The organism is Bacillus sp. JKS001846, from assembly GCF_900176455.1.
GTDB classification, from domain to species: Bacteria; Bacillota; Bacilli; order Bacillales; family Bacillaceae_G; genus Bacillus_A; species Bacillus_A cereus.
The window spans coordinates 328,478-343,935 of sequence record NZ_FWYG01000001.1; the positions used below are offsets into that span (position 1 = coordinate 328,478).

The window sequence follows — 15,458 nt, forward strand, 5'->3', positions numbered from 1 at the left end:
CATATTTATTTTATTATGCCTATAATTGGAGGCTATGTGAATGGTAAGTGATCAGACGAGATATTCTAGACTCGCAAATATAACAAAAATAATAAATACGAAATTAGAACTACGTGACGTATTGCAGCGTGTGACAATGGCGATATCAGAGGAAATTGTTAGGTGCGATGCTGTTGGAATTTATTTACCCCAGGAAGATGGAACATTTAGAGGGTTTGCAGGAAAACCAGAGACTATAAATGGCGTAACGCTCGATACTCAAGTAATTGATCCTGAAATAGACTTACTGGCAAAAGAGGTTATTGAAACGAAAAAAACCATCTATATTCCTGGTACCTCAAAGGATCATCGACCAGATCCGAGACCGGTTAATGCATTCAAAATTAAGTCCTTATTAGCTTTGCCTATCTCATTTGGGCAAGAGTTATTTGGTCTAGTTTTTTTATTTGATTATGGAATTCCGATGAACTTAACAGATTCAGAAATTCAAAGTGTTGAAGCTTATGTAAATATGGCTGCGGTTGCAATTCAAAACACAAATAATTTAAAACAAAAGGAAAACCTTATTGCTGAGAAGCAGCTGTTACTAAATGTTACACGTGATTTATCAATGTGTTCCTCGATACAGGAGAGTTTTGATAAATGCTTTTTTTATCTAGAACAGATTTTAGAGAGTAAAAATATGACTGCCCATCTTCTAGATCCGCTAGATAAAACAACAATTAAAACAACGAAATTAAGTAAGGGTTGTCATTGGACAGAAGCGGATTGGACAGAGAAAAGCTATGAAGCCAAGATTCAAGAAGTTATTCAAACAAAAAATATAGATAGTAAGGGTCTATTGATGATTCCATTGGTTTCAATTGGAGAAGTATTAGGGGTAATCGTCGTTGGCAAAGAAGGAAAAGCTCACAATTATGATCATTCTCAACTTCAACTAGCAAAATCTATCGTTGATGCCACAGCCCCTACGTTTTCGAATTTGTCATATATGGATCAACTAGAAAGCATAGTGGAAGAGCGAACGAGAGAGCTAGCTGCTGCTAATGAAAAAGTTACAAGTGTGATTGAATGTATTACGGATGGATTTTTTATTTTAAATAATAAATGGGAATTTACGTACGTAAATAAGCACCAATATTTTCCGCAAAGAAAAACAGCAAAAGATGTATTAGGAAAGAATATATGGGATGTTTTCCCGAGTGAAATCGACACAGTTATGTATAAGGAATTTCATCGTGCGATGTCAGAGCGAACTACAGTTCATTTCGAATTTCTTTCTACTGCAGATGAATATTGGCACGAAGTTATTGCATACCCGTATGATGATGGTATTTGTTGTATTTTTAAAAACATAACGGAAAAAAAGAAATATGAACAGGAATTGAAAAGATTATCCAACATAGATTTAATAGGGCAAATGGCAGCAGGTATCAGCCATGAAATTAGAAATCCAATGACAACAGTACTAGGATTTTTACAGTTATTAAAAGAAGAGAATACCTATGAGAAACATAATAAGTACTTTCATTTAATGATTGAAGAACTTAACCGTGCCAATTCTATTATTACTGAATTTCTCTCAATGGGTAATACAAGGAAATCGGATTTGCAGATGTTAGATTTAAATTCAATTATCCGCGATATTATTCCTTTAATAAAGATTGATACGTACAATCAAAATAAATATATTCAAGTCGATACAAATGACATTCCAGAATTACTTTTAAATCGTAATGAAATACGGCAATTATTAATGAATCTATATCGTAATGGCTTAGAAGCGATGAATACAGGGAAAGTTCTAACCATTAGCACTTACAAGGAAGGTCAAAATTGTGTGGTGCTTGCGGTGCGGGATCAAGGAAAAGGTATCAGGCCTGAAGTATTAGAGAAACTGGGTACGCCGTTTTACACGACCAAAGATAATGGAACTGGATTGGGGTTAGGTGTATGTTATGCTATTGCTGCCCGCCATAATGCAAAAATAGAAATTCAAACAGGATCGGAAGGCACTACCTTTTTTGTTAAATTTAATTATGAAAATAATAAAAAATAACCTTATTTAGAATAGTTACGATGAACCGTATCATAAATAAATTTATTCTTTGCATATAAAAGGATAAAAAGACCATTGGACAAAAATTACCGATGGTCTTTTAAATATTATTAGATGGTATGTAGATTTCCTAAAATAAGTATGTTTCTATTTCCATAAAAATATGCTGTAATATGAAGAGGAAAAAGTATAAGTAGTTAGAGAAGTGAGGAATTAAAGGTGAAGAAGTTTAAGAAGTTTTACTTGGAGATTACGAGTGTATGTAATCTTGCGTGTAGCTTTTGTCCGCCGACGGAAAGGCAGAAGCAATTCATTTCTGTGGAGGATTTTGCTAAAAGATTAGACCAAATTAAACCTCACACAGACTACATTTATTTGCACGTGAAGGGTGAGCCGTTGCTCCACCCGAAAATAGATCAACTATTAGACTTAAGTCATGAAAAAGGGTTTAAAGTTAATATTACAACGAACGGAACGTTAATTAATAAGAGAAGACATAGGCTGTTAAATAAGCCTGCGTTAAGACAAATGAATTTTTCACTGCATAGTTTTGATGGACATCCAGGTTCGCAAGATAAAGAGGGCTATGTAAGGAGTATACTTTCCTTCATTAGGGAAGCGACAAGTCAATCAGATTTAATTGTATCGTTAAGGTTATGGAATTTAACTCAGGATAATAAAACGAATGCTGAAATCCAGAAAAATAGAGAGTTATTATCTATAATTGAAAATGAATTTGATCTATCTTATCAAATTGAAGAGAAGCTTACACCAGGAAAAGGTATAAAAATTGCAGAACGTGTCTTTATTAATCAAGACTATGAATTCCAGTGGCCAGCATTACATGAAGAAGAGGATGATGGGAAAGGATTCTGTCATGGACTTCGTAATCAAGCGGGTATTTTAGCGAATGGAACAGTTATTCCTTGTTGTTTAGATGGTGAAGGGATTATTAACCTTGGGAATATTAATAATGATTCATTTTCTAACATTATCGAAGGTGAAAGAGCAACAAACATTGTCGATGGATTTTCGAAAAGAGTTGCGGTTGAAGAACTTTGCAGGAAATGTGGATATCGCAAACGGTTTGGGAAGTAAATATGAAATAAGCCCTCATAAAGCGAGGGCTTATTTTTTATACTTGATAAGAATGCTCTAATTTATCAATTAATGAACCAACGTAAGAAACAGCTTTACGGATTGCGTCTGGTTTTGACATATCTACTCCGGCATGTTTCATTGTACCACCAGCGATCAATAGCAGGTTGTCCTTCCTCTTTAATCATTTGAGCTACTGCAGTGGATGCAGTGTGTGCTGCCTTTTTTGTAGTATTTCTAGTAACGATTTACGGAAAGGTTCAAGTTTTGTTTCTTCAGTTAAATATTTTTCAATTGTTCCTTCGCCGAATATGAGGATTTCATTATGAATAAAGGATAGTGCAGTATGTACTTTCGTCCATAAAGCAGAAATTTTGGAAGAGTTCGCTTGAATACTTGGATTTGTACGATCAGTAGATTCTTTTAAATTTGCATATGAGTACAGTTTTGTTAACGTCATTAAAAGTTCTTCTTCTAAAAGTAGGCAATTTAATAAAGTGTGGGAGCTAGTATGTAAATGTCCTTTAAGTGAATCAAGTTTCTGTATATCATTTTCCAATGCGTTTAATGCAGTATGCTATTCGGCATCAGAATTATACAAATCGGATAAATCCCATGTTAGTTCAGCAGGTACCTCTGCGCAATTAAGACGATTTTCTATTACATTTTTCAAGTCGTATATACTCCTTCTTAAGACTATCTAAAAATATAATGATAAAAAATTCAGTTAAATTAAAATTTTTTTCATTTTTATATACAAAAAAGAAGGACAAGCATGAAAATACTTGTCCTTCAAGTTAATTTAAGAATTAATATACTTTGTCACCATTGAAAATCGAGTTTTTCACGACAACATAATCTACAGTACGAATAGCATCTAATTTTGTTCCACCAGCGTAAGAGATAGAAGATTGAAGATCTTGTTCCATTTCGATTAACGTATCTTCTAAAGAACCTTTATGCTCAACGAACATTTTCTTACCTTCAACGTTTTTCTTCTCACCCTTTTGGAATTCAGAAGCAGAACCGAAGTATTCTTTATAAAGTTTGCCATCTCTTTCAATTGTTTCCCCTGGAGACTCTTCGTGACCAGCGAATAGAGAACCGATCATGACCATAGTTGCCCCAAATCGAATAGATTTAGCTACGTCGCCGTGTGTACGAATACCACCATCAGCGATAATTGGCTTACTTGCAGCTTTTGCACACCAGCGAAGTGCAGCTAGCTGCCAACCACCAGTTCCGAAGCCTGTTTTAATTTTAGTAATACAAACTTTACCAGGTCCAATACCAACTTTTGTTGCATCGGCACCAGCATTTTCTAATTCTCTTACCGCTTCTGGAGTTCCAACGTTTCCAGCGATAACGAAGCTCTCTGGTAAATGTTTTTTAATATGTTGAATCATGTTGATCACAGCATTAGAATGACCGTGTGCGATATCAATCGTGATATATTCAGGTGTCAGTTGCTCAGCAGCTAATTGTTGTACGAATTCATATTCGTCCTCTTTTACACCAACGCTGATAGAAGCGATTAATCCACGTGATTGCATATCTCTAATGAATGAGATTCGTTTCTCTGGTTGGAAACGATGCATGATATAAAAGTAGTTATTCTCAGCTAAATAAGTTGCAATTCTTTCATCAATAATCGTTTGCATATTTGCAGGTACGACAGGTAATTTAAATTTATGTTTTCCTAAAGTGACAGTTGTATCACATTCAGAGCGGCTATTTACAATACATTTTGCAGGAATTAATTGAATATCTTCATAGTCGAATACGTTTTCCATCATTTACACCCCTAAAATACGAATATTTTATTTTTATTAATCAAAAATGTTCGTCCATAGGATAATTTACATTATTTTTATTAAGAAGTCAAAGGATTTCTTAACATTTTTTGAAAAAGTAGATTTTATATCTGAAAAAGAACGTTAAAAACGAATTTAAAACGTTTTTTCATTTGTATCGTTCGTTTATGGAAAGGGTTGAAAAATTAAGATAATTATACAAGGTTGTATGTATTCTTTTTATCTTTTTTGAGTGGATGTAGGATACTATGAAAAGGTTAATGCTAACAATACGAGCAAAAGATGTTATCAAGTAGTTGAACATTATATGAAATGATAAGGTTTATTTCTATATAAAAAGATGAATCTGGCATGATCCACCTTTTTATGTGAGGTTTCAAGTATAATAAGTAGGGTGATAGTAATGTATACAAAAGATAAAAAAGAAAATAATACAAAATAAAATGAGGTTAATATATGAGTAAAAAAAGTTTTTCTGATTATAAACTAAGTACGGAAATCGTAAGGGCACTTACTGGGTTAGGATATAATCATCCAACAGAAGTACAAGGTGAGGTTATTCCAGTTGCATTAGAAAAGAAGGATCTTGTTGTGAAGTCCCAGACTGGAAGTGGAAAAACAGCTTCATTTGGTATTCCACTTTGTGAAATGGTGGAGTGGGAAGAGAATAAACCACAAGCATTAGTTTTAACACCAACGAGAGAGCTTGCGGTACAGGTAAAAGAAGATATTACAAATATAGGTCGATTCAAAAGGATTAAGGCTGCGGCAGTTTATGGGAAATCTCCATTTGCACGTCAAAAATTAGAATTAAAGCAAAAGACACATATTGTAGTTGGTACTCCTGGTCGTGTGTTGGATCATATTGAGAAGGGTACCCTTTCTTTAGAGTGCTTGAAGTATTTAGTTATTGATGAAGCAGATGAGATGCTAAATATGGGCTTTATCGATCAAGTGGAGGCAATTATTGATGAATTACCTACAAAAAGAATGACGATGTTATTTTCAGCAACACTTCCAGAAGATGTTGAGAAATTGTCTCGTACATATATGAATTCACCAATTCATATTGAAATTAAAGCAGCTGGGATTACGACGGATAAAATTGAACATACTCTTTTTGAGGTGATAGAAGACGAGAAGCTTTCACTACTTAAAGATGTAACAACGATTGAGAATCCTGATAGCTGTATTATTTTCTGTCGTACACAAGAAAATGTAGATCATGTATATAGACAATTAAAACGAGCTAACTATCCTTGTGACAAAATACATGGTGGTATGGTACAAGAAGATCGTTTTGAAGTCATGGATGATTTTAGAAAAGGAAAATTCCGTTATTTAGTAGCAACAGATGTAGCTGCGAGAGGAATTGATATTGATAATATTACACATGTTATTAATTATGATATTCCACTTGAAAAAGAAAGCTACGTACATCGTACTGGAAGAACGGGACGAGCTGGAAATAGTGGAAAAGCTATTACATTTATAACACCATATGAAAATAGATTTTTAGAAGAGATTGAGGAGTATATTGGATTTGAAATTCCAAAGGCAATTGGACCTTCAAAAGAAGAAGTTATGAAAGAGAAAGCTGCATTTGAAGAAAAGATACATGCTAAACCAATTATAAAGAAAGATAAAAATGCAGATATCAACAAAGGCATTATGAAGCTGTACTTTAATGGCGGGAAGAAAAAGAAAATTAGGGCGGTAGATTTCGTCGGTACAATTGCTAAAATTAAAGGTGTTACAGCAGAAGATATAGGTATTATTACGATACAAGATAATGTTTCTTACGTTGAAATATTAAATGGAAAAGGACCACTTGTCTTGAAAGTCATGAAGACTACAACGATTAAAGGGAAACAACTAAAAGTTCATGAAGCAATTAAGTAAATAAAAAACTATCCACTTTAATAGGTGGATAGTTTTTTATTTATGATTCTTTTAAATCATCCACTAGTTGCTCCGCTAAACGTCTATACATATTACTCATAGTCACGAAGGATGTTAGTAGTAGAAATTTTTCTAGCTTTGTATCTTCTAAGGAAGAAATCTCATTTACTTCTGTAACACGGTTATTTACGTCTTGTTTAAAGCTTTCGACATTGCTTTCAGTAAGAGCAAGATAATTTTTGTATAACGTATTTAATTCGAATGAATCATCATTTAATAAGGAGTCATTTATAGTTTCTAATGAACTTTTTATGTCATTAATGGAGAGAGCTCCCTTTAATTGATAAATTAGGCTAATTAAAATCATATGCTCTTTTGAATACTTTTTATTTTTGATAGGGATGAATAGTTTCCCTTTTGCGTAATTATTAATCATCGTTTTTGTTAATACTTTTTCATCATCAGTTCTCGTTGTATCTGCATAAGTATTCTCAAATAGTTGGACAACTTGGTCTACATATAAGTCAACATTTGGAATATCCTCAAGTTTAATGTTTTTTTCTAAATGTAATGTCTTAAGTAATTCATTTATATTTTCCACGTAGAATCCCTCACTTTTATAACTTAGTGGAACTTAATGTTTAATATATCTTTAAATATGGTATTACGAAACAAATGAATTGTAAATGTTGACCTTAAAAAGAAATGTGTATATAATTACATGTAGTTATCAAAACTACATGTGATTATATGAGGGGTGTTATTATGAATACTTATGTAAGGGAACCAGTTAATGCATTTACTCACTTAGGTGGAGCGATATTATCATTTATTGCGTTATTAGCTATGCTTGTGAAAGTTTCTATCAAGATGCCATCATTTGCCGCAATTACAGCTGTTATTTTATTTGGTATTGGAATGATGGTCCTTTATACGGCGTCAGCTGTATATCATAGTGTTGTGGCCAATGAACGTGTTATTTACTTCTTTAGGAAGCTAGATCATTCTATGATTTTTATATTAATTGCAGGTACATATGCACCCTTTTGCTTAATTACATTAAATTCAGCAAGTGGTTTACTATTATTTTGTTTAGTCTATGCAACTGCGATTTGTGGCATTGTATTTAAAATGTTTTGGTTTAATTGTCCAAGATGGTTATCGACAGCAATTTATATTACGATGGGTTGGTTAATTGTTTTATTCTTTGCACCGTTAGCTGAGAATTTAAGTACAGGAGGCATTATTTTCTTAGTACTTGGGGGCATTTTTTATACAATTGGTGGATTTATTTATGGAACAAAGCCAAAATGGTTAGAGTTTAAATATATGGGGCATCATGAAATTTTTCATGTTTTTGTATTATTAGGTAGTCTTGCGCATTTTCTAAGTGTATATTGTTACGTAATTTAATAAAAAAACGTCACATAATTTTTATTATGTGGCATTTTTTTATTACCTGATTAGAATCGTATATGCTATAAAATTATTATGGGATAAAATGTAAGTTTCTGTGTTCGCATGTTAAACATAGGATAAGAAATATGTGATATACTTTGAGAAGTTTATAATGAATGAAATATGGAGGACTATAATTATGGCAATACTTGTAACAGGTGGAGCAGGATATATTGGTAGTCATACATGTGTAGAATTACTAAATAGCGGTTACGAAGTTATAGTAGTGGATAATCTTTCGAATAGCTCGGTAGAATCTATAAATCGAGTAAAAGAAATAACAGGAAAACAATTTAAGTTTTATAAAGAAGATGTTTTAAATCGCGAAGCGCTTGACGCAATTTTTGAAGAAAATTCAATTGAAGCAGTTATTCACTTTGCAGGATTTAAAGCTGTAGGGGAGTCAGTAGCGATTCCATTAACATATTATCATAATAACATTACAAGCACGTTAGTGCTATGTGAAGTAATGCAGAAACATAATGTAAAGAAGATAATCTTTAGTTCATCTGCAACTGTATATGGTATCCCGGAAACGTCACCGATTACGGAGGAGTTTCCATTAAGTGCAACAAATCCATATGGTCAAACGAAATTAATGATTGAGCAAATTATGCGTGATGTAGCATTTGCAGATGCAGAATGGAGTATCGCATTACTTCGCTATTTCAATCCATTTGGTGCACACGAAAGTGGGCGTATCGGAGAAGATCCAAATGGAATCCCAAATAACTTAATGCCATATGTAACGCAAGTAGCGGTAGGTAAGTTAAAAGAATTAAGCGTATTCGGAAATGACTATCCAACGAAAGATGGAACAGGAGTCCGTGATTACATCCATGTTGTGGACTTAGCAAATGGTCACGTAAAGGCGCTTGAGAAAGTACTGAGTACAACAGGAGTAGATGCTTATAACCTGGGCACAGGCATGGGCTATAGTGTACTAGAGATGGTTGAAGCGTTTGAAAAAGTTTCGGGCAAGAAAGTTCCTTATAAAATTACAGAGCGTCGCCCAGGTGATGTGGCAGTATGTTTTGCTGATGCATCGAAAGCAAAGCGTGAATTAGGCTGGGAGGCAACACGCGGATTAGAAGAAATGTGTGCTGACTCTTGGAAATGGCAATCAAATAATAAAAATGGCTATTTAGAAGTTTAAGGATGAATATAAAAAAATGACCTTTGCATAAAAGCAAGAGGTCATTTTTTATATTCATTTTCTACTAAGTTTATTAGCGAACCTAGAAAAGAACGTTCGCTGTTTTAAATGATATGATTTTACAATATCTTATGCTAGAAGGTAGTAGAATGAGATAGAGTAATGTATTATTTTATTAATTTTTTATGGGAATTGAAAGCGTATTATTGAAATGTATTCCAACACTTGTATCATTGCTAGAGTACGTTTATAATCAAGGAATCCTAGTTCATGTTTTGATAGGATTATTTATTATTGAAAGCGTTTTAAGTTCACTCCTTTTTTGAGGTAGGAGGTCTGACTTATTTAGATGAAAAATTATGTATGTAGTTTTAAATGGGAAGAAAAATAATATAAGTATCATTTTATAGTGTGGGGAGGTTAAAAGTGTGAAAGGTAAAGATTTTCACACGAATATATATGGGTTATGTAGGATTATTACTTTCAGGGGCAGCTTTATTTTTAAATAGTCTTGTTATATTAGGGAAAGCAGAGATGAAAAGTGCGGGTGTTTTTAATTTATTTGTGGGTGCACTACAAATTATTATTCCGTTTTATTTGATTATGATTTCTGACCAAAGCAATTGGACAGTGTATTCATATGCGGCTACTTTCTTATTTGGATTAACTTATTTATATGTAGGTGTTACTTTTATAAAAGGAATGGATAGTAGTGGTCTAGGATGGTTTTGTATTTGGGTAGCAATTATAGCCTTATTCTATATGGTTGTTTCATTTGTTCAATTCCATGATGTTGTTAATGCGTTAACGTGGTTTATGTGGGCATTACTTTGGTATTTATTCTTTGTATTAAATACACAAAAGAAGAACATTAATCAATATCTTGGAAGGATTGCCTTCGTACAATCATGGGTAACATTGACTTTACCTTCACTCTTTTATTTTATGGGAGTGTGGGGAGAGGGATTCGTATATGAATTATGGGTTTATGTATCTGTAATTTCTATTTTATACTTCTGTTATTGTATTTATAAATATCGAGTACGTTAATATATTATCTGTATAAAGGCATGGAATCGTTAAACGAATTCCATGCTTTTTATATGTTAGCACTTATAATAGAGAGGTAGTATTTTACAATTTGCTAAAGTGGGGATGATGAAGTTGAAAAAAGTATTGGTGCTAGGGGGAACAAGATTTTTTGGTAAACATTTAGTAGAAGCACTTTTGCAAGAGGGGCACGATGTAACGATTGCGACGAGAGGAATTACGGAAGATTCTTTTGGCAGTAGAGTAAAAAGACTTATTGTAGATAGGGAAGATGAAAAACAACTAGCAGAGCGCCTAGGAGATAAAAGTTATGATATTGTATACGATAATTTATGCTATAGCTCGAATGCAGCGAAGGTAATATGTGAAGTGTTACGAGGGAAAACGAAGAAATATGTTATGACATCTTCAATGGCCGTCTATGAACCTGCCCTAAGCTTATCAGAAGAAGACTTTAATCCGTACGAGTATGCAATCGCGTATGGAGATAGGAATGACTTCAATTATGGTGAAGGAAAGAGATTAGCTGAAGCCGTTGTATTTCAACATGCAACATTCCCGGTCGTTGCAGTGCGTTTTCCAGTTGTTATTGGAGAAAATGATTATACGAAAAGGTTACAATTTTACGTTGAAGGTATTGTGAACCAAAAACCTATCGTTGTGGATCATGTAGATGGAACTTTGTCATTTATACATGAAAAAGAGGCAGGAGAGTTTCTAGCTTGGTGCGGAATGGCAAATGTGAGAGGACCAATTAACGCCTGTAGTAACGGAGTAGTTTCTATGGAAGAAATTATTCATTTCATAGAAGAGAAGACAGGAATAAAAGCACTCATTCAGAAAGCTGGGGGAAATATAGCTCCTTATAATGAGGTAACTAACTGTACGTTACATAATGGAAAGGCTCGTGAATTCGGATTTTTGTTCCGAGAGCTGAAACTAGAAATAAAAAATATTTTAAAACATTATATAAATACAATGAAGTAATCATAAATCCCCCGGTGGCAATCCGGGGGATTCTGGAGGATTTCGACAATACTGATTTTACATTACCAAATTTACCTTATACGTACGACTAATGTTTTTGTGATTGAATTGCTTGTAAATACTTCTCGTTTACTTGGTCCCAGTTTACTGTATGCCACCAGTTGGTAACAAACTCTGGGCGCCTATTTTGATACTTTAAATAATAAGCATGTTCCCATACATCAATTACGAGTAAGGGGATTTTCCCTTCTTGCAAAGGCGTATCTTGATTTGGTGTACTCATAACAGAGAGTTCCTCACCGTCAAGAACAAGCCATCCATAGCCACTTCCAAAACGACTAATAGCTGCTTTGGAAAGTTGATCTTTTAAGTTGTCAAAGGTATTGAAATAATAATCAATTACTTTTGCAACGTCTCCATTAGGCTCACCGCCACCTCGTGGGCTCATCACTTCCCAAAAAAGACTATGACAATAGTGACCACCACCGTTATTTCGTACAGCTGTAACAATTTCCTTCGGTAAAGCATCTAAATTACATAGCAATTCTTCTAAAGATTTATTATGTAATTCAGTATAATTTTCTAAAGTAGCATTTAAATTGTTTACGTATGTCGCATGGTGCTTTCCATGATGAATGGCAAGTGTATTGCTATCAATATGTGGCTCTAGTTCATCATAGTCATATGAAAGCTTTGGCAATTGAAATGAAGACATAACATTCCCTCCTTTCGACTTAAAAAGTTGGTCTAGGTAAAAATACTTTACCTGAGTCAAAAATACACCCATTTTCCATATAAGTCAATAGTAATTCCATTAATTTTCTGAAAAATATTACAATAAAAGTAACACTCTCACTTTCATTTGTGACTCCTATCCTTTTTGCTTATACTGTAAAGTAGCAGGGTTTTGTTGAAATAGAAGGAGATTGTTTATGAGTAAAACGAAACAATTAATAGAGGAAGCAAGTAATTTTATTACGATTTGTTATAAGGAGCTTCATAAAGAACAATTGATAGAAGAACGTATAAAAGAAATTCAAATTGAGATAGAGAAGACAGGGACATATGAGCATACATTTGAAGAACTTGTTCATGGTTCACGAATGGCATGGCGTAACAGTAATAGATGTATTGGAAGACTATTTTGGAGTAAGATGCACATATTAGATGCGCGCGAAGTAAATGATGAAGAGGGTGTATATAATGCATTAATTCATCATATTAAATATGCAACGAACGACGGAAAAGTTAAACCAACCATTACGATTTTTAAGCAATATCAAGGTGAAGAAAATAATATAAGAATTTATAATCACCAATTGATTCGATATGCAGGATATAAAACAGAAACGGGAGTGATTGGTGATTCTCATTCCGCTACATTTACGGACTTTTGTCAGGAGCTTGGTTGGCAAGGAGAAGGTACGAATTACGATGTATTGCCACTTGTGTTTTCTATAGATGGAAAAGCGCCTATATATAAAGAAATTCCGAGAGAAGAAGTAAAAGAAGTGCCAATTGAACACCCGGAATACCCTATTTCATCACTTGGAGTAAAATGGTATGGTGTTCCAATGATTTCAGATATGCGTTTAGAAATTGGCGGTATTTCTTATACAGCCGCTCCGTTCAATGGATGGTATATGGGAACAGAAATTGGGGCGCGCAACTTAGCAGATCATGATCGTTATAATTTACTTCCGGCTGTTGCGGAGATGATGGATTTAGATACATCGAGAAACGGTACCTTATGGAAAGATAAGGCGCTAATTGAGTTAAATATTGCCGTACTACACTCCTTTAAAAAACAAGGAGTTAGTATTGTTGATCACCATACTGCTGCACAACAATTTCAGCAATTTGAGAAGCAAGAAGCTGCTTGTGGTCGTGTTGTAACAGGTAATTGGGTATGGCTTATTCCACCATTATCTCCAGCTACCACCCACATTTATCATAAACCGTATCCGAATGAAATTTTGAAGCCAAATTTCTTTCATAAATGATATTTAGTGTAGGTTTTTTCTGTGAAATATAATTTTTTTTAATTACTGTTATGTAGCAAATGGAAGCCTTTACTCTCGGTTATTTTTGGAAGAGGCTTTTTGAACCAAGGAGTTCCTTATGTTATAATCAAATTTCTGTTTCGAAGACCTTATAGAAATATAAGGTCTTTTGTTTTGCTTTTTTATGTAAGAGGAAGAGATTCTTTCTTTTTAATAAGGGATTTGGCATATTTTTAGGGACAACATAAGTATGTGGGAAGTCGATAAAATGTTATGCATATATAATTATTGTGTTTTGGTTTTAAACAATAAAACATAATAAAGTTGTTTTTTTAGATTGCTGAGGAAGGAGGAAGTGTAAATGAGGATGAAGAGTCGAAAAACTGATTGGCCTGTATTTATTATTAGTGGTGGTTCACTTTTATTATTTGTAATTGCAGTTTTTTTGAACAAGGATTATGTAGAGAGTGCGATTAATAAAAGTTTCGCTTTTTCAATTAAATATTTCGGTGCCTTCTGGCAAATTTTATTATTAGGTACATTTATTGTTGCGATGTGTATGGCGTTCTCCAAATATGGGAGAGTTAAGCTTGGAGGATTAGAAAAACCTGAGATTAGTACGGCAAAATGGCTTGCTATTATTATGTCTACATTACTTGCCGGAGGTGGCGTTTTTTGGGCAGCAGCAGAGCCAATGTATCATTTGATGACGGTGCCACCAATACATGATGGTATATCTGCTGGAACGAAAGAAGCAGTCATGCCTGCTTTAGCACAAAGTTATATGCATTGGGGATTTTTAGCATGGACGATTTTAGGTACAATTAGTGCGGTAGTTCTGATGTATGGACATTATCATAAAGATATGCCGCTAAAACCTCGAACGCTTTTATATCCTATTTTTGGGGAAAAATTAAGAAAGAGCCTGCTTGGAACGATAATTGATGCAGCTGCAATTATTGCAGTAGCTGCAGGTACAATTGGCCCAATTGGATTTTTAGGTTTACAAGCAAGTTATGGATTACAAGAATTATTTGGAATTTCTGATGTGTTTACTACTCAATTAGCAATTATTGTTTGTGTGGTGGCCGTGTCTACCATATCGGCAGTAACAGGTATTGATAAAGGGATTCAAATTATAAGTAATTTAAATGTTAGATTAGCAATTGTATTAATGGCATTCATATTACTATTTGGGCCAGGTGGATTTATTATTGATTCGTTTGTTTCTTCGTTTGGATTTTATGTAAATGAATTTATACCGATGAGCACATATCGTGGTGATGCAAGTTGGTTAGGATCTTGGACAATCTTTTTCTGGGGATGGTTTATTGGATACGGACCAATGATGGCAATTTTAGTGAGTCGAATTTCAAGAGGGAGAACGATTCGAGAAATCATCGTTGCAATTGGAATTATCGCACCTATTATTACAACGTTTTGGTTTACTATATTAGGTGGATCAGGCGTGTTTTATGAGTTGATGAATCCTGGGTCTATCTCGGACGCATTAAGTGAATCTGGTATGCCGGCAGCTATGATTGCAATTACAGGACAATTGCCACTTTCTAATATTATTGGACCAGCATTTCTTTTATTAACAATTTTATTTGTAGTGACAACAGGGGATTCAATGGCGTATTCCATTTCAATGGCAGTGACTGGAGACGGAGATCCTAGAATTAGTTTGCGAATTTTTTGGTCGCTTATTATGGGCGCAGTTGCAGCAATTCTTTTATATATGGGTGAAGGAAGTATTAATGCGCTACAATCGTTTATCGTGGTGACGGCAGTTCCGGTATCAATTTTGTTATTCCCAATGCTATGGTTAGCGCCTAAAGTTGCGGGAGAATTAGCATTAAAACAAGGTATTGTAAAAGAAGAAGATAAAACTGCATTCTTATTTCAGAAGGCTAGTAAATCAAAATAAA

At 34.0% G+C, this 15,458-nt stretch carries 13 protein-coding genes and 1 pseudogene; 9 read left to right on the forward strand and 5 right to left on the reverse strand.

Features of this window, described 5'->3' with window-relative positions; translation table 11 throughout:
* Window positions 1–40 precede the first annotated feature (40 nt).
* Window positions 41–2,059 carry a GAF domain-containing sensor histidine kinase gene (locus tag B9A45_RS01895; protein ID WP_084063821.1) on the forward strand — a complete coding sequence of 673 codons (2,019 nt, stop codon included), beginning with the start codon at window positions 41–43 and terminating at the stop codon, window positions 2,057–2,059.
* A gap of 219 nt (window positions 2,060–2,278) precedes the next feature.
* Entirely contained in the window at window positions 2,279–3,157 is an 879-nt protein-coding gene (locus tag B9A45_RS01900; protein WP_000713633.1) for a radical SAM/SPASM domain-containing protein, read from the forward strand.
* A gap of 37 nt (window positions 3,158–3,194) precedes the next feature.
* Here the strand turns inward: B9A45_RS01900 and B9A45_RS01905 are convergent, their stop codons facing one another.
* From B9A45_RS01905 to guaC, 3 genes and pseudogenes are all read right to left on the reverse strand, one after another.
* Entirely contained in the window at window positions 3,195–3,299 is a 105-nt protein-coding gene (locus B9A45_RS01905) for an oligoendopeptidase F (protein ID WP_009327392.1), read from the reverse strand.
* 66 nt (window positions 3,300–3,365) lie between these two features.
* A pseudogene (locus B9A45_RS01910) lies at window positions 3,366–3,830 on the reverse strand (oligoendopeptidase F); the annotation flags it as partial.
* A gap of 136 nt (window positions 3,831–3,966) precedes the next feature.
* Entirely contained in the window at window positions 3,967–4,950 is a 984-nt protein-coding gene (guaC, locus tag B9A45_RS01915) for a GMP reductase (protein ID WP_000432447.1), read from the reverse strand.
* 477 nt (window positions 4,951–5,427) lie between these two features.
* On the opposite strand from guaC, the gene B9A45_RS01920 reads away from it, so the two are divergent.
* Window positions 5,428–6,873, forward strand: a complete 1,446-nt coding sequence (locus B9A45_RS01920; protein WP_000039354.1) for a DEAD/DEAH box helicase — start codon at window positions 5,428–5,430, stop codon at window positions 6,871–6,873.
* Window positions 6,874–6,913: 40 nt separating this feature from the next.
* Here B9A45_RS01920 and B9A45_RS01925 read toward each other — a convergent pair whose 3' ends face one another.
* Window positions 6,914–7,474 carry a DUF1836 domain-containing protein gene (locus B9A45_RS01925; protein ID WP_000427884.1) on the reverse strand — a complete coding sequence of 187 codons (561 nt, stop codon included), beginning with the start codon at window positions 7,472–7,474 and terminating at the stop codon, window positions 6,914–6,916.
* A gap of 164 nt (window positions 7,475–7,638) precedes the next feature.
* Here B9A45_RS01925 and B9A45_RS01930 point away from each other — a divergent pair, with 164 nt between their 5' ends.
* The 4 genes from B9A45_RS01930 (at window position 7,639) to B9A45_RS01950 (ending at window position 11,524) form a co-directional block, all read left to right on the forward strand.
* Window positions 7,639–8,286: a PAQR family membrane homeostasis protein TrhA gene (locus B9A45_RS01930; RefSeq protein ID WP_001099728.1), complete on the forward strand. Its 648-nt coding sequence runs from the start codon at window positions 7,639–7,641 to the stop codon at window positions 8,284–8,286.
* 184 nt (window positions 8,287–8,470) lie between these two features.
* Window positions 8,471–9,487, forward strand: coding sequence for a UDP-glucose 4-epimerase GalE (gene galE / locus B9A45_RS01935; RefSeq protein WP_000996548.1), 1,017 nt, complete (start codon window positions 8,471–8,473; stop codon window positions 9,485–9,487).
* A gap of 459 nt (window positions 9,488–9,946) precedes the next feature.
* On the forward strand, window positions 9,947–10,537 hold the full coding sequence (locus B9A45_RS01945) for an AmiS/UreI family transporter (protein ID WP_000542569.1): 591 nt from the start codon (window positions 9,947–9,949) through the stop codon (window positions 10,535–10,537).
* 105 nt (window positions 10,538–10,642) lie between these two features.
* Window positions 10,643–11,524 carry an NAD-dependent epimerase/dehydratase family protein gene (locus B9A45_RS01950; RefSeq protein ID WP_084063823.1) on the forward strand — a complete coding sequence of 294 codons (882 nt, stop codon included), beginning with the start codon at window positions 10,643–10,645 and terminating at the stop codon, window positions 11,522–11,524.
* Window positions 11,525–11,612: 88 nt separating this feature from the next.
* On the opposite strand, the gene sodA is transcribed toward B9A45_RS01950, so the two are convergent.
* Window positions 11,613–12,239 carry a superoxide dismutase [Mn] gene (gene sodA, locus B9A45_RS01955; protein WP_000094035.1) on the reverse strand — a complete coding sequence of 209 codons (627 nt, stop codon included), beginning with the start codon at window positions 12,237–12,239 and terminating at the stop codon, window positions 11,613–11,615.
* Between the two features lie 217 nt (window positions 12,240–12,456).
* On the opposite strand from sodA, the gene B9A45_RS01965 reads away from it, so the two are divergent.
* Together B9A45_RS01965 and B9A45_RS01970 are read left to right on the forward strand one after the other, a co-directional pair.
* Entirely contained in the window at window positions 12,457–13,527 is a 1,071-nt protein-coding gene (locus tag B9A45_RS01965) for a nitric oxide synthase oxygenase (RefSeq protein WP_000047625.1), read from the forward strand.
* Between the two features lie 361 nt (window positions 13,528–13,888).
* Window positions 13,889–15,457 carry a BCCT family transporter gene (locus B9A45_RS01970; protein ID WP_084063824.1) on the forward strand — a complete coding sequence of 523 codons (1,569 nt, stop codon included), beginning with the start codon at window positions 13,889–13,891 and terminating at the stop codon, window positions 15,455–15,457.
* The last annotated feature ends 1 nt before the right edge of the window (window position 15,458 follow it).

Bases quoted from the DNA above. Each gene is read 5' to 3' on its own strand.
- B9A45_RS01895 (WP_084063821.1), top strand. From the start codon at position 41: ATGGTAAGTGATCAGACGAGATATTCTAGACTCGCAAATATAACAAAA.
- B9A45_RS01905 (WP_009327392.1), bottom strand. From the start codon at position 3,299: ATGAAACATGCCGGAGTAGATATGTCAAAACCAGACGCAATCCGTAAA.
- guaC (WP_000432447.1), bottom strand. From the start codon at position 4,950: ATGGAAAACGTATTCGACTATGAAGATATTCAATTAATTCCTGCAAAA.
- B9A45_RS01920 (WP_000039354.1), top strand. From the start codon at position 5,428: ATGAGTAAAAAAAGTTTTTCTGATTATAAACTAAGTACGGAAATCGTA.
- B9A45_RS01930 (WP_001099728.1), top strand. From the start codon at position 7,639: ATGAATACTTATGTAAGGGAACCAGTTAATGCATTTACTCACTTAGGT.
- galE (WP_000996548.1), top strand. From the start codon at position 8,471: ATGGCAATACTTGTAACAGGTGGAGCAGGATATATTGGTAGTCATACA.
- B9A45_RS01945 (WP_000542569.1), top strand. From the start codon at position 9,947: ATGGGTTATGTAGGATTATTACTTTCAGGGGCAGCTTTATTTTTAAAT.
- B9A45_RS01950 (WP_084063823.1), top strand. From the start codon at position 10,643: ATGATGAAGTTGAAAAAAGTATTGGTGCTAGGGGGAACAAGATTTTTT.
- sodA (WP_000094035.1), bottom strand. From the start codon at position 12,239: ATGTCTTCATTTCAATTGCCAAAGCTTTCATATGACTATGATGAACTA.
- B9A45_RS01965 (WP_000047625.1), top strand. From the start codon at position 12,457: ATGAGTAAAACGAAACAATTAATAGAGGAAGCAAGTAATTTTATTACG.
- B9A45_RS01970 (WP_084063824.1), top strand. From the start codon at position 13,889: ATGAGGATGAAGAGTCGAAAAACTGATTGGCCTGTATTTATTATTAGT.